The sequence below is a fragment of the Bradyrhizobium sp. CB2312 genome, from assembly GCF_029714425.1.
Classification (GTDB): Bacteria; Pseudomonadota; Alphaproteobacteria; order Rhizobiales; family Xanthobacteraceae; genus Bradyrhizobium.
Map to the genome: position 1 here is coordinate 8,815,373 of NZ_CP121668.1, position 13,883 is coordinate 8,829,255.

Below are 13,883 nucleotides of genomic sequence, written 5' to 3' on the forward strand. Positions count from 1 at the left end.
TTCTTGCCCGCTTGTTCTCGTTGCGGGCATCTTAATGGGTGGGGCGGCACTGTCTACGCAGTCGCAATTCCGCTGCGCGGGAGAACGCGCTTTTCCGCGCGGCGGCCATTCAGCACCGCGCCGATGAAGGTGAAGCGCACCATCAGATGATAGCTCGCCAGCATCGGCGGAATCGCGACGACGAGAATGATCGCGAACTTGACCAAAGCGGGCCAGTCGCGTTGCGACAGCACGAGCTGGAGCGCCATCACGATTGGCATGTGGATCAGATAGAGCCAGTAGGAGGCATCGGCGAGGTAGCGCCGAGTCGGGCTGAAGCCCGACATGAAGCGAAGCGCGAGCCCCATGACCGCGAAGGTCGCAATCCATATCGCCGGTGCGTAGAGAACGGCGGAGACATGCCTGAGTGTCGCGAAACTGATGGGCAATTTCGGCGCGCCCGGCGCAGACAACATCACACCTGAGAGCACGAAGCTGATCAAGATCAGGACGATCGCGAGCAGGAGGTGCGCAAGCCAGCGCCGCTCGATGAGCCGCAGCAGGTCGATCTGCCGATGCAGCAGCCAGCCGGCGGCGAAGGCGGTGCCGAAGCCGATCCAGGCCTGCGCATTGGTGATGAGCGATTGATCAGGCGTCCTCACACCCATCACATTGATCCAGCGTTGGTCGAGACAGAAAGCGATGCCGATCGGGATCGCCAGAACGAGGGGGCCGCCGAACTTCTCATGATCCCTGCGAAGAGGCGATCAATCACCGCGCGCCACGCGCCTGATGCATCGAACCAGACAAATGCGCCGCGCAGCAGCAGCATGGCGACATAGAGCTCGAGCAGCACATAGATGAACCAGAGATGGGTCAGGGGGAAATTCGGCAGCACCGGCGGCCAGCTGCGGGACCAACCGCCATTCGGGAAATGAGACGCCCAGATCGCAATGAGACTCATCGGGACGAACAGGATCGGCCAACCGATCACGAGCGGCAGTCCAATCCTCTGCAGCCTGTCCCGGACAAAACCCCTGGTGCCCCGGCGATGAAAGCTCATGCGCGCGAAGAAACCCGCCATCAGGAAGAAGGTGGTCATCCGGAAGACGTGGATGGTGAAGGACAACAGGCCCAGGAGCAGGCTTGGATGGGTGTCCTGGATGAACCAGAACCGGGGCGTGGCAGGCACGAACGACAATGTCGCGTGCAGGACGATGCCGAGCAACAGCGCACCGCCCCTGAGCGCATCGAGAGCGTGGAGCCGTTCTGATGTCGGGGCGACGGCGGGCATCACACCTTGTCGTCTCCGTCAGGGAACTCAACTCTCGCATCGCCTTCGCGCCTGCACAATCTAAACTTGCGCTTGTGGTCGTGGCGGCGCCCCCTCGTTGCAACCGGACAGCTTGATCCAGATCAACGCGTTAGCGGTCCTGCTACATTTAAGGTGGAGCAAGGCAACGGCCCGGATGCCGTCCCGATTCCCAATACCATTTCAGAGAGACCGAATATGTCGGCCCCTGACGACACGACCTCGCGCGTGCGCCGTAAGCGCATGGAGATTTTCGCCTTCCTGTTCCTGACCGCGGTCGTGATGCCCGTCCTCGCGGTCGGAACGGTCGGCTCCTACGGCCTCGGCGTCTGGATCTACCAGATGTTCGCCGGTCCGCCCGGCCCGCCGCCCTCCCCGCATTGATCCCGACAAGCGAAAGACAGGCATCATGGCCCAAACCACACTCAACCGCCGCGCATTGATCACCGGCCGGGTGCTCAGCACCGAGCGCGTCATCTCCCCGCCCGGCTGCGAGATCGCCAGCATCGTCGTGCAGGCGCGCCCCGAGCGCCTTTCCGAATTGGCAGCCGAGATCGCCGCACTTCCCGGCTGCGAAATTCACGGACGAGATCCGCGCGGAAAACTCGTCGTCGTGACCGAGGCGCCGGATGCCGGCAGCCTCGGCACCCTGCTCAACACCATCCAGTCGCTGCGCCACGTCTATTCCGCGGCGCTCGTCTTCCACGCCATCGAAACGACTTAAGGGCCGGAGAGCCGTCATGACATCGCCGAAGCTCGACCGCCGCCAGATGCTGAAGCTGGAAGCCGCCGCCATCGCGGCCGCCGCTGCCGGCATGCCTGCGCCGTCGCTTGCCGCCAATCTCGTCACCGAGCGCGACAACAGCGAATTGAAATGGGACAAGGCCGCCTGCCGCTTCTGCGGCACCGGCTGCTCGGTGATGGTCGCGACCAAGGACAACCGCGTCGTCGCCACCCATGGCGACATCAAGGCCGAGGTCAATCGCGGCCTCAACTGCGTCAAGGGCTACTTCCTCTCCAAGATCATGTACGGCCATGACCGCCTGACGCAGCCGATGCTGCGCAAGAGCGGCGGCAAGTACGACAAGAACGGCGACTTCACGCCAGTGTCCTGGACCGAAGCCTTCGACATCATGGAGGCGAAGTGGAAGGAGGCGATCAAGAAGCGCGGGCCGAACGGCGTCGCCATGTTCGGCTCCGGCCAGTGGACGATCTGGGAGGGCTATGCGGCGTCAAAACTGTTCAAGGCCGGCTTCCGCACCAACAACATCGATCCCAATGCGCGGCACTGCATGGCCTCGGCCGTGGCCGGCATGATGCGGACCTTCGGCATCGACGAGCCGGCTGGCTGCTATGACGACATCGAGGCCACCGACGCGTTCGTGCTGTGGGGCTCCAACATGGCGGAGATGCACCCCATCCTGTGGACGCGCCTCGCCGACCGCCGGCTCTCCGCGCCGCATGTCCGCGTCGCCGTGCTCTCGACCTTCGAGCACCGCTCGTTCGACCTCGCCGACATCGGCATGGTGTTCGTGCCGCAGACCGATCTCTACATCCTCAACGCCATCGCCAACCACATCATCACGACCGGCCGCGTCAACAAGGATTTCGTCAACGCCCATACCATCTTCCGGCGCGGACAGACCGACATTGGTTATGGCCTGCGGCCCGAGCATCCGCTGCAGAAGAAGGCGACGGGCGCGGCGAAGGCCAACGACTCCACCGAGATGAGCTATGACGAGTTCGTCAAGTTCGTGTCGGACTACACGCTGGAGAAGGCGGCAAAGATGTCCGGCGTGCCGCTGAACCGGCTCGAGGCGCTCGCCGAGCTCTACGCCGATCCCAAGACAAAGGTGGTCTCGTTCTGGACCATGGGCTTCAACCAGCACACCCGCGGCGTCTGGTGCAACAACCTCGTCTACAACATCCACCTTCTGACCGGAAAGATCTCCTCGCCCGGCAACAGCCCGTTCTCGCTGACCGGCCAGCCCTCGGCCTGCGGCACCGCGCGCGAGGTCGGCACCTTCTCGCACCGCCTGCCCGCCGACATGGTCGTGACCAACAAGGCGCATCGCGATCACGCCGAGCACATTTGGCAGCTGCCCGAAGGCACCATCCCCGACAAGAACGGCGCCCATGCCGTGCTGCAGAGCCGGATGCTGAAGGACGGCCTGATCAATGCCTATTGGGTGCAGGTCAACAACAACCTGCAAGCCGGCCCCAACGTCAACGAGGAGACCTATCCGGGCTTCCGCAACCCCGACAATTTCATCGTGGTCTCGGACGCCTATCCGACCGTGACGGCGCTCGCCGCCGACCTGATCCTGCCGACCGCGATGTGGGTGGAGAAGGAAGGCGCCTATGGCAATGCCGAGCGCCGCACGCAGTTCTGGCACCAGCTCGTCAATGCGCCGGGCGAAGCCAAGTCCGACCTCTGGCAGCTCATGGAGTTCTCGAAACGCTTCAAGATCGAGGAGGTGTGGCCGGAGGAGCTGATCGCCAAGAAGCCGGAGGTTCGCGGCAAGACGCTGTTCGACGTGCTCTACAAAAATGGCCAGGTCGACAAGTTTCCAACCTCGGAGATCGAGGAAGGCTACGCCAACGAGGAATCCAAGGCGTTCGGCTTCTACGTGCAGAAGGGCCTGTTCGAGGAATACGCCCAGTTCGGCCGCGGCCACGGCCATGACCTCGCGCCGTTCGAGAGCTACCACAAAGAGCGCGGCCTGCGCTGGCCGGTGGTGAATGGCCAGGAAACGAAGTGGCGCTTCCGCGAGGGCAGCGATCCCTATGTCAAGCAGGGCACCGACGTGCAGTTCTACGGCTATCCCGACGGCAAGGCGCGCATCTTCGCGTTGCCTTTCGAGCCGGCGGCGGAATCGCCCGACAACGACTATCCGTACTGGCTCTCGACCGGCCGCGTGCTGGAGCACTGGCATTCCGGCACCATGACGCGCCGCGTGCCCGAGCTCTACAAGGCATTCCCGGAAGCGGTCTGCTTCATGCATCCTGACGACGCGCAGGACATAAAGGTGCGGCGGGGCGACGAGGTGAAGGTGGTCTCGCGCCGCGGCTACATCCGCGCCCGCGTCGAGACGCGTGGCCGCGACCGGCCGCCGAAGGGTCTCGTGTTCGTGCCGTGGTTCGACGAATCCAAGCTGATCAACAAGGTGACACTGGACGCCACCGATCCGATCTCGCTGCAAACCGACTTCAAGAAATGCGCCGTGCGCATCGAGCGGGTGACCCAGTCATGATGAAACGATTTGGCATAGCGCTGCTCGCGGTCGCGATCGCGGCCGGCGCGAGCTCGCTGACCGCGCAGACCGTGACGTCGGGCCTGCGCGGCCCGGCCCCGCTCAATGACGAGGGCCCGGCGCCGCCGATGCTGCCGAACCGCAACACGTCCGAGCGGGAGTCGCGCAACTATCCGGAGCAGCCGCCGGTCATTCCGCACACCATCGACGGCTACCAGATCGACCTCAACGGCAACAAATGCCTGTCCTGCCATGCGCGGGCGCGCACGGCGGAATCGCAGGCGCCGATGGTCTCGATCACGCATTTCATGGATCGCGACGGCCAGTTCCTGGCCTCGATCTCGCCGCGCCGCTTCTTCTGCACCGAATGCCACGTGCCGCAGAACACCGCGACGCCGCCTGTCAGCAACGATTTCACCGACATCGACACGCTGCTGTCGCGCGCAAGCCCGGGTGGCCGGCGATGACGACGACTGCTGACGGGCCCAACGAAAAGCTGGAGCAGGAGAAGGCCAAGCGCGGCTTCATCGCGCGAAGCTGGGACTTCGCGCTCGAGCTTTGGGGCGTGCTGACGCGGCCGAGCACGGTGTTCGCATTGGGCACATTGGTGCTCGCCGGCTTCATAGCCGGCGTGATCTTCTGGGGCGGTTTCAACACCGCGCTGGAGCTCACCAACACCGAGAAATTCTGCACCGGCTGCCACGAGATGAAGGACAACGTGTACGCCGAGCTGAAGTCGACCATCCACTTCACCAACCGCTCCGGCGTGCGCGCCACCTGCCCCGATTGTCACGTGCCGCACAACTGGACCGACAAGATCGCGCGCAAGATGCAGGCCTCCAAGGAGGTCTGGGGCAAGATTTTTGGCACGATCAATACGCGCGAAAAATTCCTGGATCACCGGCTCGAGCTCGCCGCACATGAATGGGCGCGCTTCAAGGCCAACGATTCCCTGGAATGCCGCAACTGCCACAGCGCCGATTCCATGGACATCACCAAACAGTCGCCGCGGGCATCGGTCGCGCACCAGCGCTTCCTGTTCACCGGCGAGAAGACCTGCATCGATTGCCACAAGGGCATCGCGCACCACCTGCCCGACATGCGTGGCGTTCCCGGCTGGCAGTAGCCGCATCGCGGCCAAAGCCTCTACCGCGTCATGGCCGGGCATAGCCGTCCGAAGGACGGCGTCGCTTCCGCTCGCCTATGTCCCGGCCATCCACGCCTAGCCACGCCGCACCAAGAACGTGGATGCCCGGGACAAGCCCGGGCATGACGACCTCTTGCGCCGGCATATATGGGATTGCCTGCTAATAGTAGGAGTAGCCCCGCGCTTGAACGGGCGGGGCGAATGGTTAGTTTTGGGAGACGGCGAATCGCCTCGTTTCGCCCCTCCTCAAGACAGACATGGCCACCTTCACCCCGCATCAGGACGCCGCGCTCAAGGCCGTTGGCGACTGGCTGAAAGCAAAACCCGGACGAGGCGGCACCCCGCCGGTGTTCCGCCTGTTCGGCTTTGCCGGCACCGGCAAGACCACGCTGGCGCGGCATATCGCCGAGGGCGTCGACGGCGAGGTGAAATTCGCCGCCTTCACCGGCAAGGCGGCGCTCGTCATGCGCAACAAGGGCTGCGACGAGGCCTCGACCATCCATTCGCTGATCTACCGCGCCCGCGAATCCGGCGAGGAGCAGCCGAGCTTCGAATTGTGGGACGACGCGCCGGCGTCCAAGGCCAAGCTGATCGTGATCGACGAATGCTCGATGGTCGATGCTGAATTGGGCCGCGACCTGATGTCGTTCGACTGCCCGCTCTTGGTGCTGGGCGATCCCGCGCAGCTGCCGCCGATCCAGGGCGGCGGCTTCTTCACCAATTCCGAGCCCGACGCGATGCTGACCGAGGTGCACCGCCAGGCGCAGGACGATCCGATCGTGCGGATGTCGATGGACGTGCGCGAGGGCCGCGAGCTCGACATCGGCCGCTATGGCGAGAGCGAGGTGGTGTCGCGCAAAGAGCTCGATCCCGATCGCGTCATGGGCGCCGACCAGGTGCTGGTCGGCCGCAACAACACCAGGCGCGCCTACAACATGCGGGTGCGCCAGCGGCAGAACATCGAAGACCAGTTTCCCGTCGCTGGCGACAAGCTCGTGTGCCTGCGCAACAACCGCAAGAAGGGCCTGTTCAACGGCGGCCTCTGGCGCGTCAAGTCGCGCAACACCTCGCGCTCTAAATCGCGCATCCTCTCGATGCGGCTGTCGCCGGACGAGGACTTCGGGCACAAGGTGACGAAGGTCTCGGTGCGCGCCGATTGCTTCGAGGGCGGCATCGAGCAGATCGCCTGGGAGCAGCGCAAGCCCTACGACGAGTTCGACTACGGCTATGTGCTGACCGTGCACAAGTCGCAGGGCTCGCAATGGGACGACGTCGTGCTGTTCGACGAGAGCTTTGCGTTTCAGGACAGCCGGGCAAGGTGGTTGTACACGGGCATCACGCGGGCGGCGAAGCGGTTGAGCATCGTCGTGTGACGCTGGCGTAGGGTGGGCAAAGGCGCGCAGCGCCGTGCCCACCGTTTCTCTCATAAACGATAAAATGCGTGGGCACGCTTCGCTTTGCCCACCCTACGGCGCCGCTGCCTCAATCTCCGCTGTCGTCCCGGACAAGCGAAGCGCAGATCCGGGACCCATACCCACAGGAAGATGTTTTGCGACGACTCGGAGTGGGCGCCTTGCCCCGCACTTCTCCCTGGGGTTATGGGTCCCTGCGTTCGCAGGGACGACAGCGGAGATTGACGCTCCGCCATCCCACACGCCGTCCTCACTTTCCCGCCGCGAAATAAAAATCCTCGCGGCCCGGCGGGGAGCCGTAGGTGAACGGCTGCTGCTCGTGCTTGGTGGCGGCCCAGACGTCGTCGCGGATGATGTCGAACAGCTTTCGGATCTCGACCTTCGGCTCCTTGATCTCGCGGGCGAGCGCGGTGGCGAAGGGGCTGTCGGCGCCGCCGTCGCCGTCCATCGCGGTCTCGCCGTGCTTGGCGGCGTAGACCACCATGAAGCCGGCGCCGGGCTCGATGTTGGAAAAGCCCTTGTCGACCAGCTTCAGCGACAGCGTGCGCTGCATGGTCGGCGCAAACGGATTGTCGCGGCAGGCATCAAGCATTACCAGGCGCACCTTTCGCGCAGCACCGACGGCGGCGATGACCTGCTCAAGCGCAACCGCCTGGCTCTCGGCGTCCGTGTCGGCAGCGAGCTTGGCGTCGACGGGAACGAGATAGTTCACCCCGCCGATCTCGAAGCCGTGGCCGGCGTAATAGACCACGGCCCAGTCAGCCTTCTCCGCTTCGGCTGCGAACCTCTGCAGCGCTTCGAAGAACTTGTCGCGGGTGAGATCGCTGACGGAGATCACGGTCTGGAAGCCGACATCGCGCAGCGCGTTCGCGATCAGTTTGGAGTCGCGCGGCGGATTGGGCAAGGCGTGGACGTTCTTATAGGCGCCGTTGCCAATCACGAGCGCGACGCGGCGCCCACCCACGCCGGCGGGCGCCTGCGGCGTCAGCGCGGCGAGCCGCTCCCGCGCGATGGCGCGGGCGCGCGCGACGTCGATCTCGTCGAAATTCGTCAGCGAATAGGCCGCCGAGCGATAGTCGGCGCGGGCCTGGGCGAGATCCTTCTTCCGCTCGTAGATCTGGCCGCGGCCGGAATGGGCGCGAACATTGTTCGGATTGATCTGGATCGCCGTGTTGAAGTCCTTCAGCGCGGCGTCGAGATCGCCTTTCATCATGCTGACGTCGGCGCGATTGTTGATCGCGTAGACGTTTTTCGGCTGCCGCTCGATCAGGGCGTTGCAATCGGCAAAGGCCTGGTCGTACTTGCCCATCAGGCCATAGGTGATGCAGCGGTTGCTGGCGATCTGCGGCGCGGCCGGATCGATCTTCTCGGCCTCGGCGAAATCGGCGATCGCGCCGTTGTAATCCTTGATCAAGGTGCGCGCGCGGGCCCGGTTGGTCCAGCCGAGCAGGAATTTCGGCGTGTACTTGATCGACAGGTTGAAATCGTCGATTGCGCTTTGTATCGCCCCGCGGCGCAACTGGATGACGCCGCGATTGTTGTAGGGCACGCCGTAGGTCGGCCGCTTCTGGAGCGCGAGGTTGTAGTCGGCCATCGCGAGATCATCCTGGCCCTTGCGCTCATAGGCGAGGCCGCGGAGGTTGAGCGCGATGACGTAGTCCGGATCGAGGTCGATGGCCATGGACAGGGTCTCGATCGCGTGGACGTAGTCGCGCTTGTTGAGCAGCGTATTGCCGCGCACGGACAGCGCAATGGCCTTGTCCTTGCCGGTGACACGGTCGGCATTGAGCAGATTGTCGCAGGCTGTCGCGCGTGCCTGGGCCTCGCCCTGGCGGTCGCGGCAAATGGCGAGATCGTCGCCGGCTTGCGGCTCGGCCGCGGCGATCGCGGCCCCCGCGACGAGGACGACGAGGGTCAGGGAAACGACGCGCAGCATGTTGTCAGGTCAGCTCCAGCCACCACTTTTCTAAGTCGATCGTCGATCGCGCGGGTTCATCTGTTGTTTGAGCATGATCTTTGCGCAAAACCGCTTCACACTTTTCCGGATCATGCTCTTAGCCCGGAGTTCCACATCTCGCCAAGCCGGCCGTCTCAGTCGGCGGTCTTCACAGCCTCGTGTGCCTGACGGCGTAACAATCGCCGGCTGTGCCCGTATCTTGGATGACGCGAAAACGCGGCCGGGCGGACTGTTCGCCCGCCGCCAAGCGCCCTAGACTGCCAGCCCTTCCGAAAGAGGATCCGCCATGCGCCGACCTGTCCTTTTGTCCCTGCTCGCCGCCACCGCCGCCGCGACGCTGGCCCTTGCCATGCCGTCGCGGGCCGCCGAGGACGCGGTCGTGATCCCCGCTCCCGCGATGGACGCAGGGCCGGCAACCGGCATCCAGACCGCCGTGGTCGCCGGCGGCTGCTTCTGGGGCGTGCAGGGCGTCTTCCAGCACACAGCAGGTGTGGTCAACGCGGTCTCCGGCTATGCCGGCGGCACCAAGGCGACCGCCGATTACCAGACCGTTTCGAGCGGCCGGACCGGCCACGCCGAGTCGGTCGAGATCAAGTACGACCCGAAGAAGATCTCGTACGGCAAGATCCTCCAAATCTACTTCTCGGTGGTGCACGACCCGACCCAGCTCAACCGCCAGGGCCCCGACACCGGCACGCAATATCGCTCGGCGATCTTCACCACCTCCGACGAGCAGAAGAAGGTGGCGGAGGCCTATATCGCCCAGCTCGACAGCGCCAAGGTGTTCAATAGGCCGATCGTGACCAAGGTCGGCGCGCTGGAGGCGTTCTACCCGGCCGAGGCCTATCACCAAGACTATCTGACGCTGCACCCGAACCAGCCCTACATCGCCTACAACGACCTTCCCAAGGTCGAGAACCTGAAAAAGCTGTTCGCGGATAACTACATTGAGAAGCCGACGCTGGTGAGTGCCAGCAAGGCCACCAACTGATCGCGAGTTCACAGAAGAAACGGGAGACCCATGCCCGACACCAAGGCAAAAACCACCGACGACAAGGTCATCAAGAGCGAGGAGCAGTGGCGGCGCGAGCTGACGCCGATGCAGTACGCAGTGCTGCGCGAGAAGGCGACCGAGCGTCCCTTCACGGGCGAATATGAGCACGACCCCCGTGCCGGCACCTATGTCTGCGCCGGCTGCGGCAATGTGCTGTTCGAATCCGACGCCAAGTTCGATTCCGGCTGCGGCTGGCCGAGCTTCACCCAGCCCTCCGTCGAGAGCCATATCGACGAGGAGCGCGACGTGAGCCACGGCATGATCCGCACCGAGGTGCTGTGCTCCAAGTGCAGCGGCCATCTCGGCCATGTCTTCCCTGATGGTCCCGGGCCGACCGGGCTGCGCTACTGCATCAACTCGGCGGCGCTGAAGCTCGAGCCGAAATAATATTACGCGCCATCGGGTTCCATGATGGAACCCGATGGCACTCATATGGTTTTCTCTCCTGGCGGTGCGGCCGATGCGCACAGTCCGGCGGCCGCCAGGGAGGATGCCATGACGCTTGGGACCATCCTGATCATCCTGGTGATCATCTATCTCTTGGGCGGCTGGTCCGGCCGGATCGGCGGCTACGGCTATGGCATGGGCCATTCCGGCATGGGGATCGGCGGCGTCGTTCTGGTGGTGCTGATCGTGCTGCTGCTTCTTGGCAAACTGTAAACCATACAAGTATTTGAAATTACTTGATTTATCGCGCCTGCGGGGCTGCCATGCATGGATTCATCATCTCCCATCGCAGGGGTCGCAATTTTGTCAAATCGGCCTATATTAGTGGGCGAAAATGACATGTGCGGCGGGCCCGCTCGATTGCGGCCCCTGCCCTCCCAAACCCCACGCGCTTAAAGCCCCAGAGAAGATCACGAGGTCTTTGACCATGCGTCCACTGCGTCCGTTCAACTTCAACACTTCCGCCGAACTGTTCCCCGCCGCAATCCGCAAGAAGAAGCGCGCGGGCTTCACCTATCGCCGGTTCGGCACCGCGGCCGAAGCCGTGCAGTTCGCGATGGAGCAATTGCCGACGGATTCGCTGAACGGCGCCTATCTCCAGGTCGAGGAAGCGCGCTTCGACCAGAACGGCATCCGCTCGCTCTATGAGAGCGAAGCCTTCCCGCTGCCCCGCCGTCCCAAGCCGGCGCCCGCCGAGACCGACGCCGACGCGGCGTAAGTTTCTTCGCAAAACTTCGATGTGCGCAGGAGCGCGATGGCCTGGAGGTCATCGCGCTTTTTGCTTTTGAGGGCGATGGTTGCTTTTATCCGTCATGGCCGGGCTTAGCCGTCCGAAGGACGGCGTCGCTTCCGCTCGCCTATGTCCCGGCCATCCACGCCTTGCCTAGCGGAACGAAGAACGTGGATGCCCGGGACATCTAGCGCGAAGACGCGCTTCGCGCTTCTGCCTGGGCATGACGACCAATACTGAATGCGGAAACAGAGCCTCACATCCGCGGCTGCTTGTCGAGCCAGCGGCGGAGCAGGCGCACGTTGCGCATGTTGGCGCGGAACATGACATCGAAGGCATCGCCGGCGAACGGCACCATGCCGACCACGCCGTCGACCGCGACATTGCCGAGCATGCGCGCCGTGATGTACCAGGGCGCGCCCAAGGCGCGCGCCTCGCGCACCAGCCACAGCGAGATCGCGGTGGTGATGATGTCGCCGATGACGGGGATCAACCCGATCAGCCCGTCGATGCCGTAGCGGATATTGGTGCCGGGCAGGATGAAGGCGACGTCGAGCAGCTTGGCGATCGCCTCGAGCCGCGCGATGCGCTGCTCGCGGGTGAGATTGCCGAATGGACTACCGGTGAACGGATTGTCCTTGCCGAACTCGAAGCGAAACTCGCGAAACCCCTGATCCAGCGTCTCGGGGCGGATCTCGTGCCCCTCCTGGTCGATGATCGGCCCGCGCGCCTCGCGGTCCGAAAAACGCGCGCGCGAGCGCTCCCCCGAACGGGATTTGCGCGGAGCAAGGATGTCGTCGTCGGACATGGTCATGGTCTCTGGAGAACGCGCCACCGCGGCGAGGGTTGCTGCACCGCGCCCAAAGGCCGCGTGCTCAGGTCGGGGCCGCCGCCGGCCGCGGCTCCTCGACATATCTATGCACGAGCCAGGACGAAAGCACCGCCGGCACGAACCCGACCAGGCCGTACAGGATGAACTGAACTGCGCCGGAGTCCGGCCCGCGCGAGCTGTAGGTCAGCGAGGCCAGCACGAAGGCGAACAGGCCGACCAGGAGCATGCGCACGACCGGGCCGATCCGCCTGACATGGAGCAGGATGTCGTCGACCGCGCCGATCATCAGCGAGGGCAGGAAGCCGAACAGGTAGCTGTATTGCAGGGTCTTGAAGAACACCACGAACAGCTTGCCGACCTCGCCGAGATTGGTCTGGGCCCAGTAGCCGGACTGGTAGGTGGTGGTCAGCAGCAGCAGGAATCCGCCGACGAACGGACCGACCAGCGCAAACACCAGATAGCGTTTCATCGAACACCCTCGTTACTCCACCCCCGTTATAGCAGCGCCGCGGGAACCTTGAACAGCGGGCGCGGGCGCGGCCTCGAGGGGGAACAAGTGGCAAGGCGCCGAGTTCAGACAGGACCTGAAACATTCCTGCCGGATTGGAGCCGCCGATGTCCCGCAAACTTGTTCTGGCGACGATCACGCTGGTCGCCATGAGCGGCCTATCCGCCGCTCTTGCACAAGGCCACATGGGCACGCAGCAAGAGCAGAACGCCTGCTCGCGGGACGCATCGCGGCTCTGCCGCAAGGACCTCGGCAATGACGGTGCGGTGCAGAGCTGCCTGCAGGCCAACCGCGCCAAGCTGTCGCGCGCCTGCGCCAAGGTCTTCCAGAGCCACGGCATGTGAGGATCGCGCCCCCGCGGAGATCGGAGACGTCAGACATGCTGCGCGACGAACAACTCTCGATCCTCAGGGACATCAGCCAATCCGTTGCCTTCGCCGATGACCGGCACGGCAAGATCGGCGAGTTGATCGCCGACGGCTACGTGATGAAGGACGGCGATCTGTTCGAGCTCACGCCAAAGGGCATCAGCGCCGTCGAGGAACACGCGGCTGCGCTCGGCGCTGATGACGCGGACGAAGCGAGCGCATCGTCCGATCGGGTCTGACCGCGCGTTGCTGCTTTCCGCGTGACGCGCGCGCAACAATCGCGAATTCCTTCACGTTGACCATTGCAGCTGCGTGACAATGGCGCATACTCGAATCGGGCGGCGCAGCACTTTTCGATTCGGACATCAGGAAATCGAGCGACTACATGCGGGAGCAGGCTCCCGGCGTGAAGGCTGTGACATGCGGCAGATCAAGCCGCGTGCGGCGCCCCAAAATCAAAATGGCTCAAGCCCAAGGGAACTCGGGGACGTATCTGCATGTCACGCTATCACACCATCGTTTCGCTGTTGGCCTTCACCGCCGCCATCGCACTCCAGACATCACCCGGCCTCGCCTTCTCGTCGGAAGCACAGCAGATGTGCTCCGCCGACGCGATGCGGCTGTGCTCCAGTGAAATCCCTGACATCCCCAGGATCACTGCCTGCATGGTCCGGAACAAGTCGCATGTCAGCCCCGGCTGCCGCGCCGTGATGGACCGCGAGCACGCGGCGGCCGCAGCCGCGCGCAAGCGGGAAGCTGCGGCGCAATAAGCGCTCGGCCGCCGACAGCCTCGAACAGCGGCGGGTGCGACAACGCGCTCGCCGCGTGCTCAACATCACGGGAACCATTGTTCGGTTCCCGACATTGATCCTTTCGAACGAGC

Annotated in this window: 18 protein-coding genes; 13 read left to right on the plus strand and 5 right to left on the minus strand. The window is 64.1% G+C overall.

The window, feature by feature from the left end:
* Nucleotides 1-53: 53 nt before the first annotated feature.
* Together QA642_RS46680 and QA642_RS46685 are read right to left on the minus strand one after the other, a co-directional pair.
* A complete protein-coding gene (locus tag QA642_RS46680) occupies nucleotides 54-647 on the minus strand; it encodes an acyltransferase family protein (protein WP_349253822.1) in 594 nt (197 codons plus the stop codon).
* Nucleotides 647-1,273, minus strand: coding sequence for an acyltransferase family protein (locus tag QA642_RS46685; protein ID WP_349253823.1), 627 nt, complete (start codon nucleotides 1,271-1,273; stop codon nucleotides 647-649). The genes QA642_RS46680 and QA642_RS46685 overlap by 1 nt, the downstream gene beginning before the upstream one ends.
* Before the next feature lie 216 nt (nucleotides 1,274-1,489).
* On the opposite strand from QA642_RS46685, the gene napE reads away from it, so the two are divergent.
* The 6 genes from napE (at nucleotide 1,490) to QA642_RS42060 (ending at nucleotide 7,065) form a co-directional block, all read left to right on the plus strand.
* On the plus strand, nucleotides 1,490-1,675 hold the full coding sequence (gene napE, locus QA642_RS42035; RefSeq protein WP_027532529.1) for a periplasmic nitrate reductase, NapE protein: 186 nt from the start codon (nucleotides 1,490-1,492) through the stop codon (nucleotides 1,673-1,675).
* Nucleotides 1,676-1,700: 25 nt separating this feature from the next.
* Nucleotides 1,701-2,015, plus strand: coding sequence for a chaperone NapD (locus QA642_RS42040; RefSeq protein ID WP_283082047.1), 315 nt, complete (start codon nucleotides 1,701-1,703; stop codon nucleotides 2,013-2,015).
* 16 nt (nucleotides 2,016-2,031) lie between these two features.
* A complete protein-coding gene (gene napA, locus QA642_RS42045) occupies nucleotides 2,032-4,545 on the plus strand; it encodes a nitrate reductase catalytic subunit NapA (RefSeq protein ID WP_283082048.1) in 2,514 nt (837 codons plus the stop codon).
* Nucleotides 4,542-5,012, plus strand: coding sequence for a nitrate reductase cytochrome c-type subunit (locus QA642_RS42050; protein WP_283082049.1), 471 nt, complete (start codon nucleotides 4,542-4,544; stop codon nucleotides 5,010-5,012). Before napA ends, QA642_RS42050 begins: the two co-directional genes overlap by 4 nt.
* The gene (locus tag QA642_RS42055; RefSeq protein WP_283082050.1) at nucleotides 5,009-5,671 is read left to right on the plus strand and encodes a NapC/NirT family cytochrome c; all 663 of its coding nucleotides are present in this window, start codon (nucleotides 5,009-5,011) and stop codon (nucleotides 5,669-5,671) included. The genes QA642_RS42050 and QA642_RS42055 overlap by 4 nt, the downstream gene beginning before the upstream one ends.
* Before the next feature lie 278 nt (nucleotides 5,672-5,949).
* Nucleotides 5,950-7,065, plus strand: coding sequence for an ATP-dependent RecD-like DNA helicase (locus QA642_RS42060; RefSeq protein WP_283082051.1), 1,116 nt, complete (start codon nucleotides 5,950-5,952; stop codon nucleotides 7,063-7,065).
* A gap of 289 nt (nucleotides 7,066-7,354) precedes the next feature.
* Here the strand turns inward: QA642_RS42060 and QA642_RS42065 are convergent, their stop codons facing one another.
* Nucleotides 7,355-9,040 (minus strand): caspase family protein, encoded by a 1,686-nt coding sequence (locus QA642_RS42065; protein WP_283082052.1) that lies wholly within the window; start codon nucleotides 9,038-9,040, stop codon nucleotides 7,355-7,357.
* A 307-nt stretch (nucleotides 9,041-9,347) separates the two neighbouring features.
* On the opposite strand from QA642_RS42065, the gene msrA reads away from it, so the two are divergent.
* The 4 genes from msrA (at nucleotide 9,348) to QA642_RS42085 (ending at nucleotide 11,280) form a co-directional block, all read left to right on the plus strand.
* Nucleotides 9,348-10,052, plus strand: coding sequence for a peptide-methionine (S)-S-oxide reductase MsrA (gene msrA / locus QA642_RS42070; RefSeq protein ID WP_283082053.1), 705 nt, complete (start codon nucleotides 9,348-9,350; stop codon nucleotides 10,050-10,052).
* Nucleotides 10,053-10,082: 30 nt separating this feature from the next.
* Nucleotides 10,083-10,502 carry a peptide-methionine (R)-S-oxide reductase MsrB gene (msrB, locus tag QA642_RS42075; RefSeq protein ID WP_283082054.1) on the plus strand — a complete coding sequence of 140 codons (420 nt, stop codon included), beginning with the start codon at nucleotides 10,083-10,085 and terminating at the stop codon, nucleotides 10,500-10,502.
* A 108-nt stretch (nucleotides 10,503-10,610) separates the two neighbouring features.
* A complete protein-coding gene (locus QA642_RS42080; RefSeq protein WP_235543602.1) occupies nucleotides 10,611-10,775 on the plus strand; it encodes a DUF3309 family protein in 165 nt (54 codons plus the stop codon).
* A gap of 214 nt (nucleotides 10,776-10,989) precedes the next feature.
* Nucleotides 10,990-11,280: a hypothetical protein gene (locus tag QA642_RS42085; protein WP_271597491.1), complete on the plus strand. Its 291-nt coding sequence runs from the start codon at nucleotides 10,990-10,992 to the stop codon at nucleotides 11,278-11,280.
* A gap of 268 nt (nucleotides 11,281-11,548) precedes the next feature.
* Here QA642_RS42085 and QA642_RS42090 read toward each other — a convergent pair whose 3' ends face one another.
* Nucleotides 11,549-12,106, minus strand: coding sequence for a DUF4112 domain-containing protein (locus QA642_RS42090; protein WP_283082055.1), 558 nt, complete (start codon nucleotides 12,104-12,106; stop codon nucleotides 11,549-11,551).
* 61 nt (nucleotides 12,107-12,167) lie between these two features.
* Nucleotides 12,168-12,593 carry a DUF5413 family protein gene (locus QA642_RS42095; RefSeq protein ID WP_283082056.1) on the minus strand — a complete coding sequence of 142 codons (426 nt, stop codon included), beginning with the start codon at nucleotides 12,591-12,593 and terminating at the stop codon, nucleotides 12,168-12,170.
* Nucleotides 12,594-12,739: 146 nt separating this feature from the next.
* Between QA642_RS42095 and QA642_RS42100 the strand changes: the two genes are divergently transcribed.
* The 3 genes from QA642_RS42100 to QA642_RS42110 all read left to right on the plus strand — a co-directional run bounded on the left by QA642_RS42100 (nucleotide 12,740) and on the right by QA642_RS42110 (nucleotide 13,770).
* Entirely contained in the window at nucleotides 12,740-12,976 is a 237-nt protein-coding gene (locus QA642_RS42100) for a hypothetical protein (protein WP_283082057.1), read from the plus strand.
* A gap of 35 nt (nucleotides 12,977-13,011) precedes the next feature.
* Entirely contained in the window at nucleotides 13,012-13,239 is a 228-nt protein-coding gene (locus tag QA642_RS42105) for a hypothetical protein (RefSeq protein WP_283082058.1), read from the plus strand.
* Between the two features lie 258 nt (nucleotides 13,240-13,497).
* Nucleotides 13,498-13,770: a hypothetical protein gene (locus QA642_RS42110; RefSeq protein WP_283082059.1), complete on the plus strand. Its 273-nt coding sequence runs from the start codon at nucleotides 13,498-13,500 to the stop codon at nucleotides 13,768-13,770.
* Nucleotides 13,771-13,883 lie beyond the last annotated feature (113 nt).

Bases quoted from the DNA above. Each gene is read 5' to 3' on its own strand.
- QA642_RS46680 (WP_349253822.1), bottom strand. From the start codon at position 647: ATGGGTGTGAGGACGCCTGATCAATCGCTCATCACCAATGCGCAGGCC.
- QA642_RS46685 (WP_349253823.1), bottom strand. From the start codon at position 1,273: ATGCCCGCCGTCGCCCCGACATCAGAACGGCTCCACGCTCTCGATGCG.
- napE (WP_027532529.1), top strand. From the start codon at position 1,490: ATGTCGGCCCCTGACGACACGACCTCGCGCGTGCGCCGTAAGCGCATG.
- QA642_RS42040 (WP_283082047.1), top strand. From the start codon at position 1,701: ATGGCCCAAACCACACTCAACCGCCGCGCATTGATCACCGGCCGGGTG.
- napA (WP_283082048.1), top strand. From the start codon at position 2,032: ATGACATCGCCGAAGCTCGACCGCCGCCAGATGCTGAAGCTGGAAGCC.
- QA642_RS42050 (WP_283082049.1), top strand. From the start codon at position 4,542: ATGATGAAACGATTTGGCATAGCGCTGCTCGCGGTCGCGATCGCGGCC.
- QA642_RS42055 (WP_283082050.1), top strand. From the start codon at position 5,009: ATGACGACGACTGCTGACGGGCCCAACGAAAAGCTGGAGCAGGAGAAG.
- QA642_RS42060 (WP_283082051.1), top strand. From the start codon at position 5,950: ATGGCCACCTTCACCCCGCATCAGGACGCCGCGCTCAAGGCCGTTGGC.
- QA642_RS42065 (WP_283082052.1), bottom strand. From the start codon at position 9,040: ATGCTGCGCGTCGTTTCCCTGACCCTCGTCGTCCTCGTCGCGGGGGCC.
- msrA (WP_283082053.1), top strand. From the start codon at position 9,348: ATGCGCCGACCTGTCCTTTTGTCCCTGCTCGCCGCCACCGCCGCCGCG.
- msrB (WP_283082054.1), top strand. From the start codon at position 10,083: ATGCCCGACACCAAGGCAAAAACCACCGACGACAAGGTCATCAAGAGC.
- QA642_RS42080 (WP_235543602.1), top strand. From the start codon at position 10,611: ATGACGCTTGGGACCATCCTGATCATCCTGGTGATCATCTATCTCTTG.
- QA642_RS42085 (WP_271597491.1), top strand. From the start codon at position 10,990: ATGCGTCCACTGCGTCCGTTCAACTTCAACACTTCCGCCGAACTGTTC.
- QA642_RS42090 (WP_283082055.1), bottom strand. From the start codon at position 12,106: ATGACCATGTCCGACGACGACATCCTTGCTCCGCGCAAATCCCGTTCG.
- QA642_RS42095 (WP_283082056.1), bottom strand. From the start codon at position 12,593: ATGAAACGCTATCTGGTGTTTGCGCTGGTCGGTCCGTTCGTCGGCGGA.
- QA642_RS42100 (WP_283082057.1), top strand. From the start codon at position 12,740: ATGTCCCGCAAACTTGTTCTGGCGACGATCACGCTGGTCGCCATGAGC.
- QA642_RS42105 (WP_283082058.1), top strand. From the start codon at position 13,012: ATGCTGCGCGACGAACAACTCTCGATCCTCAGGGACATCAGCCAATCC.
- QA642_RS42110 (WP_283082059.1), top strand. From the start codon at position 13,498: ATGTCACGCTATCACACCATCGTTTCGCTGTTGGCCTTCACCGCCGCC.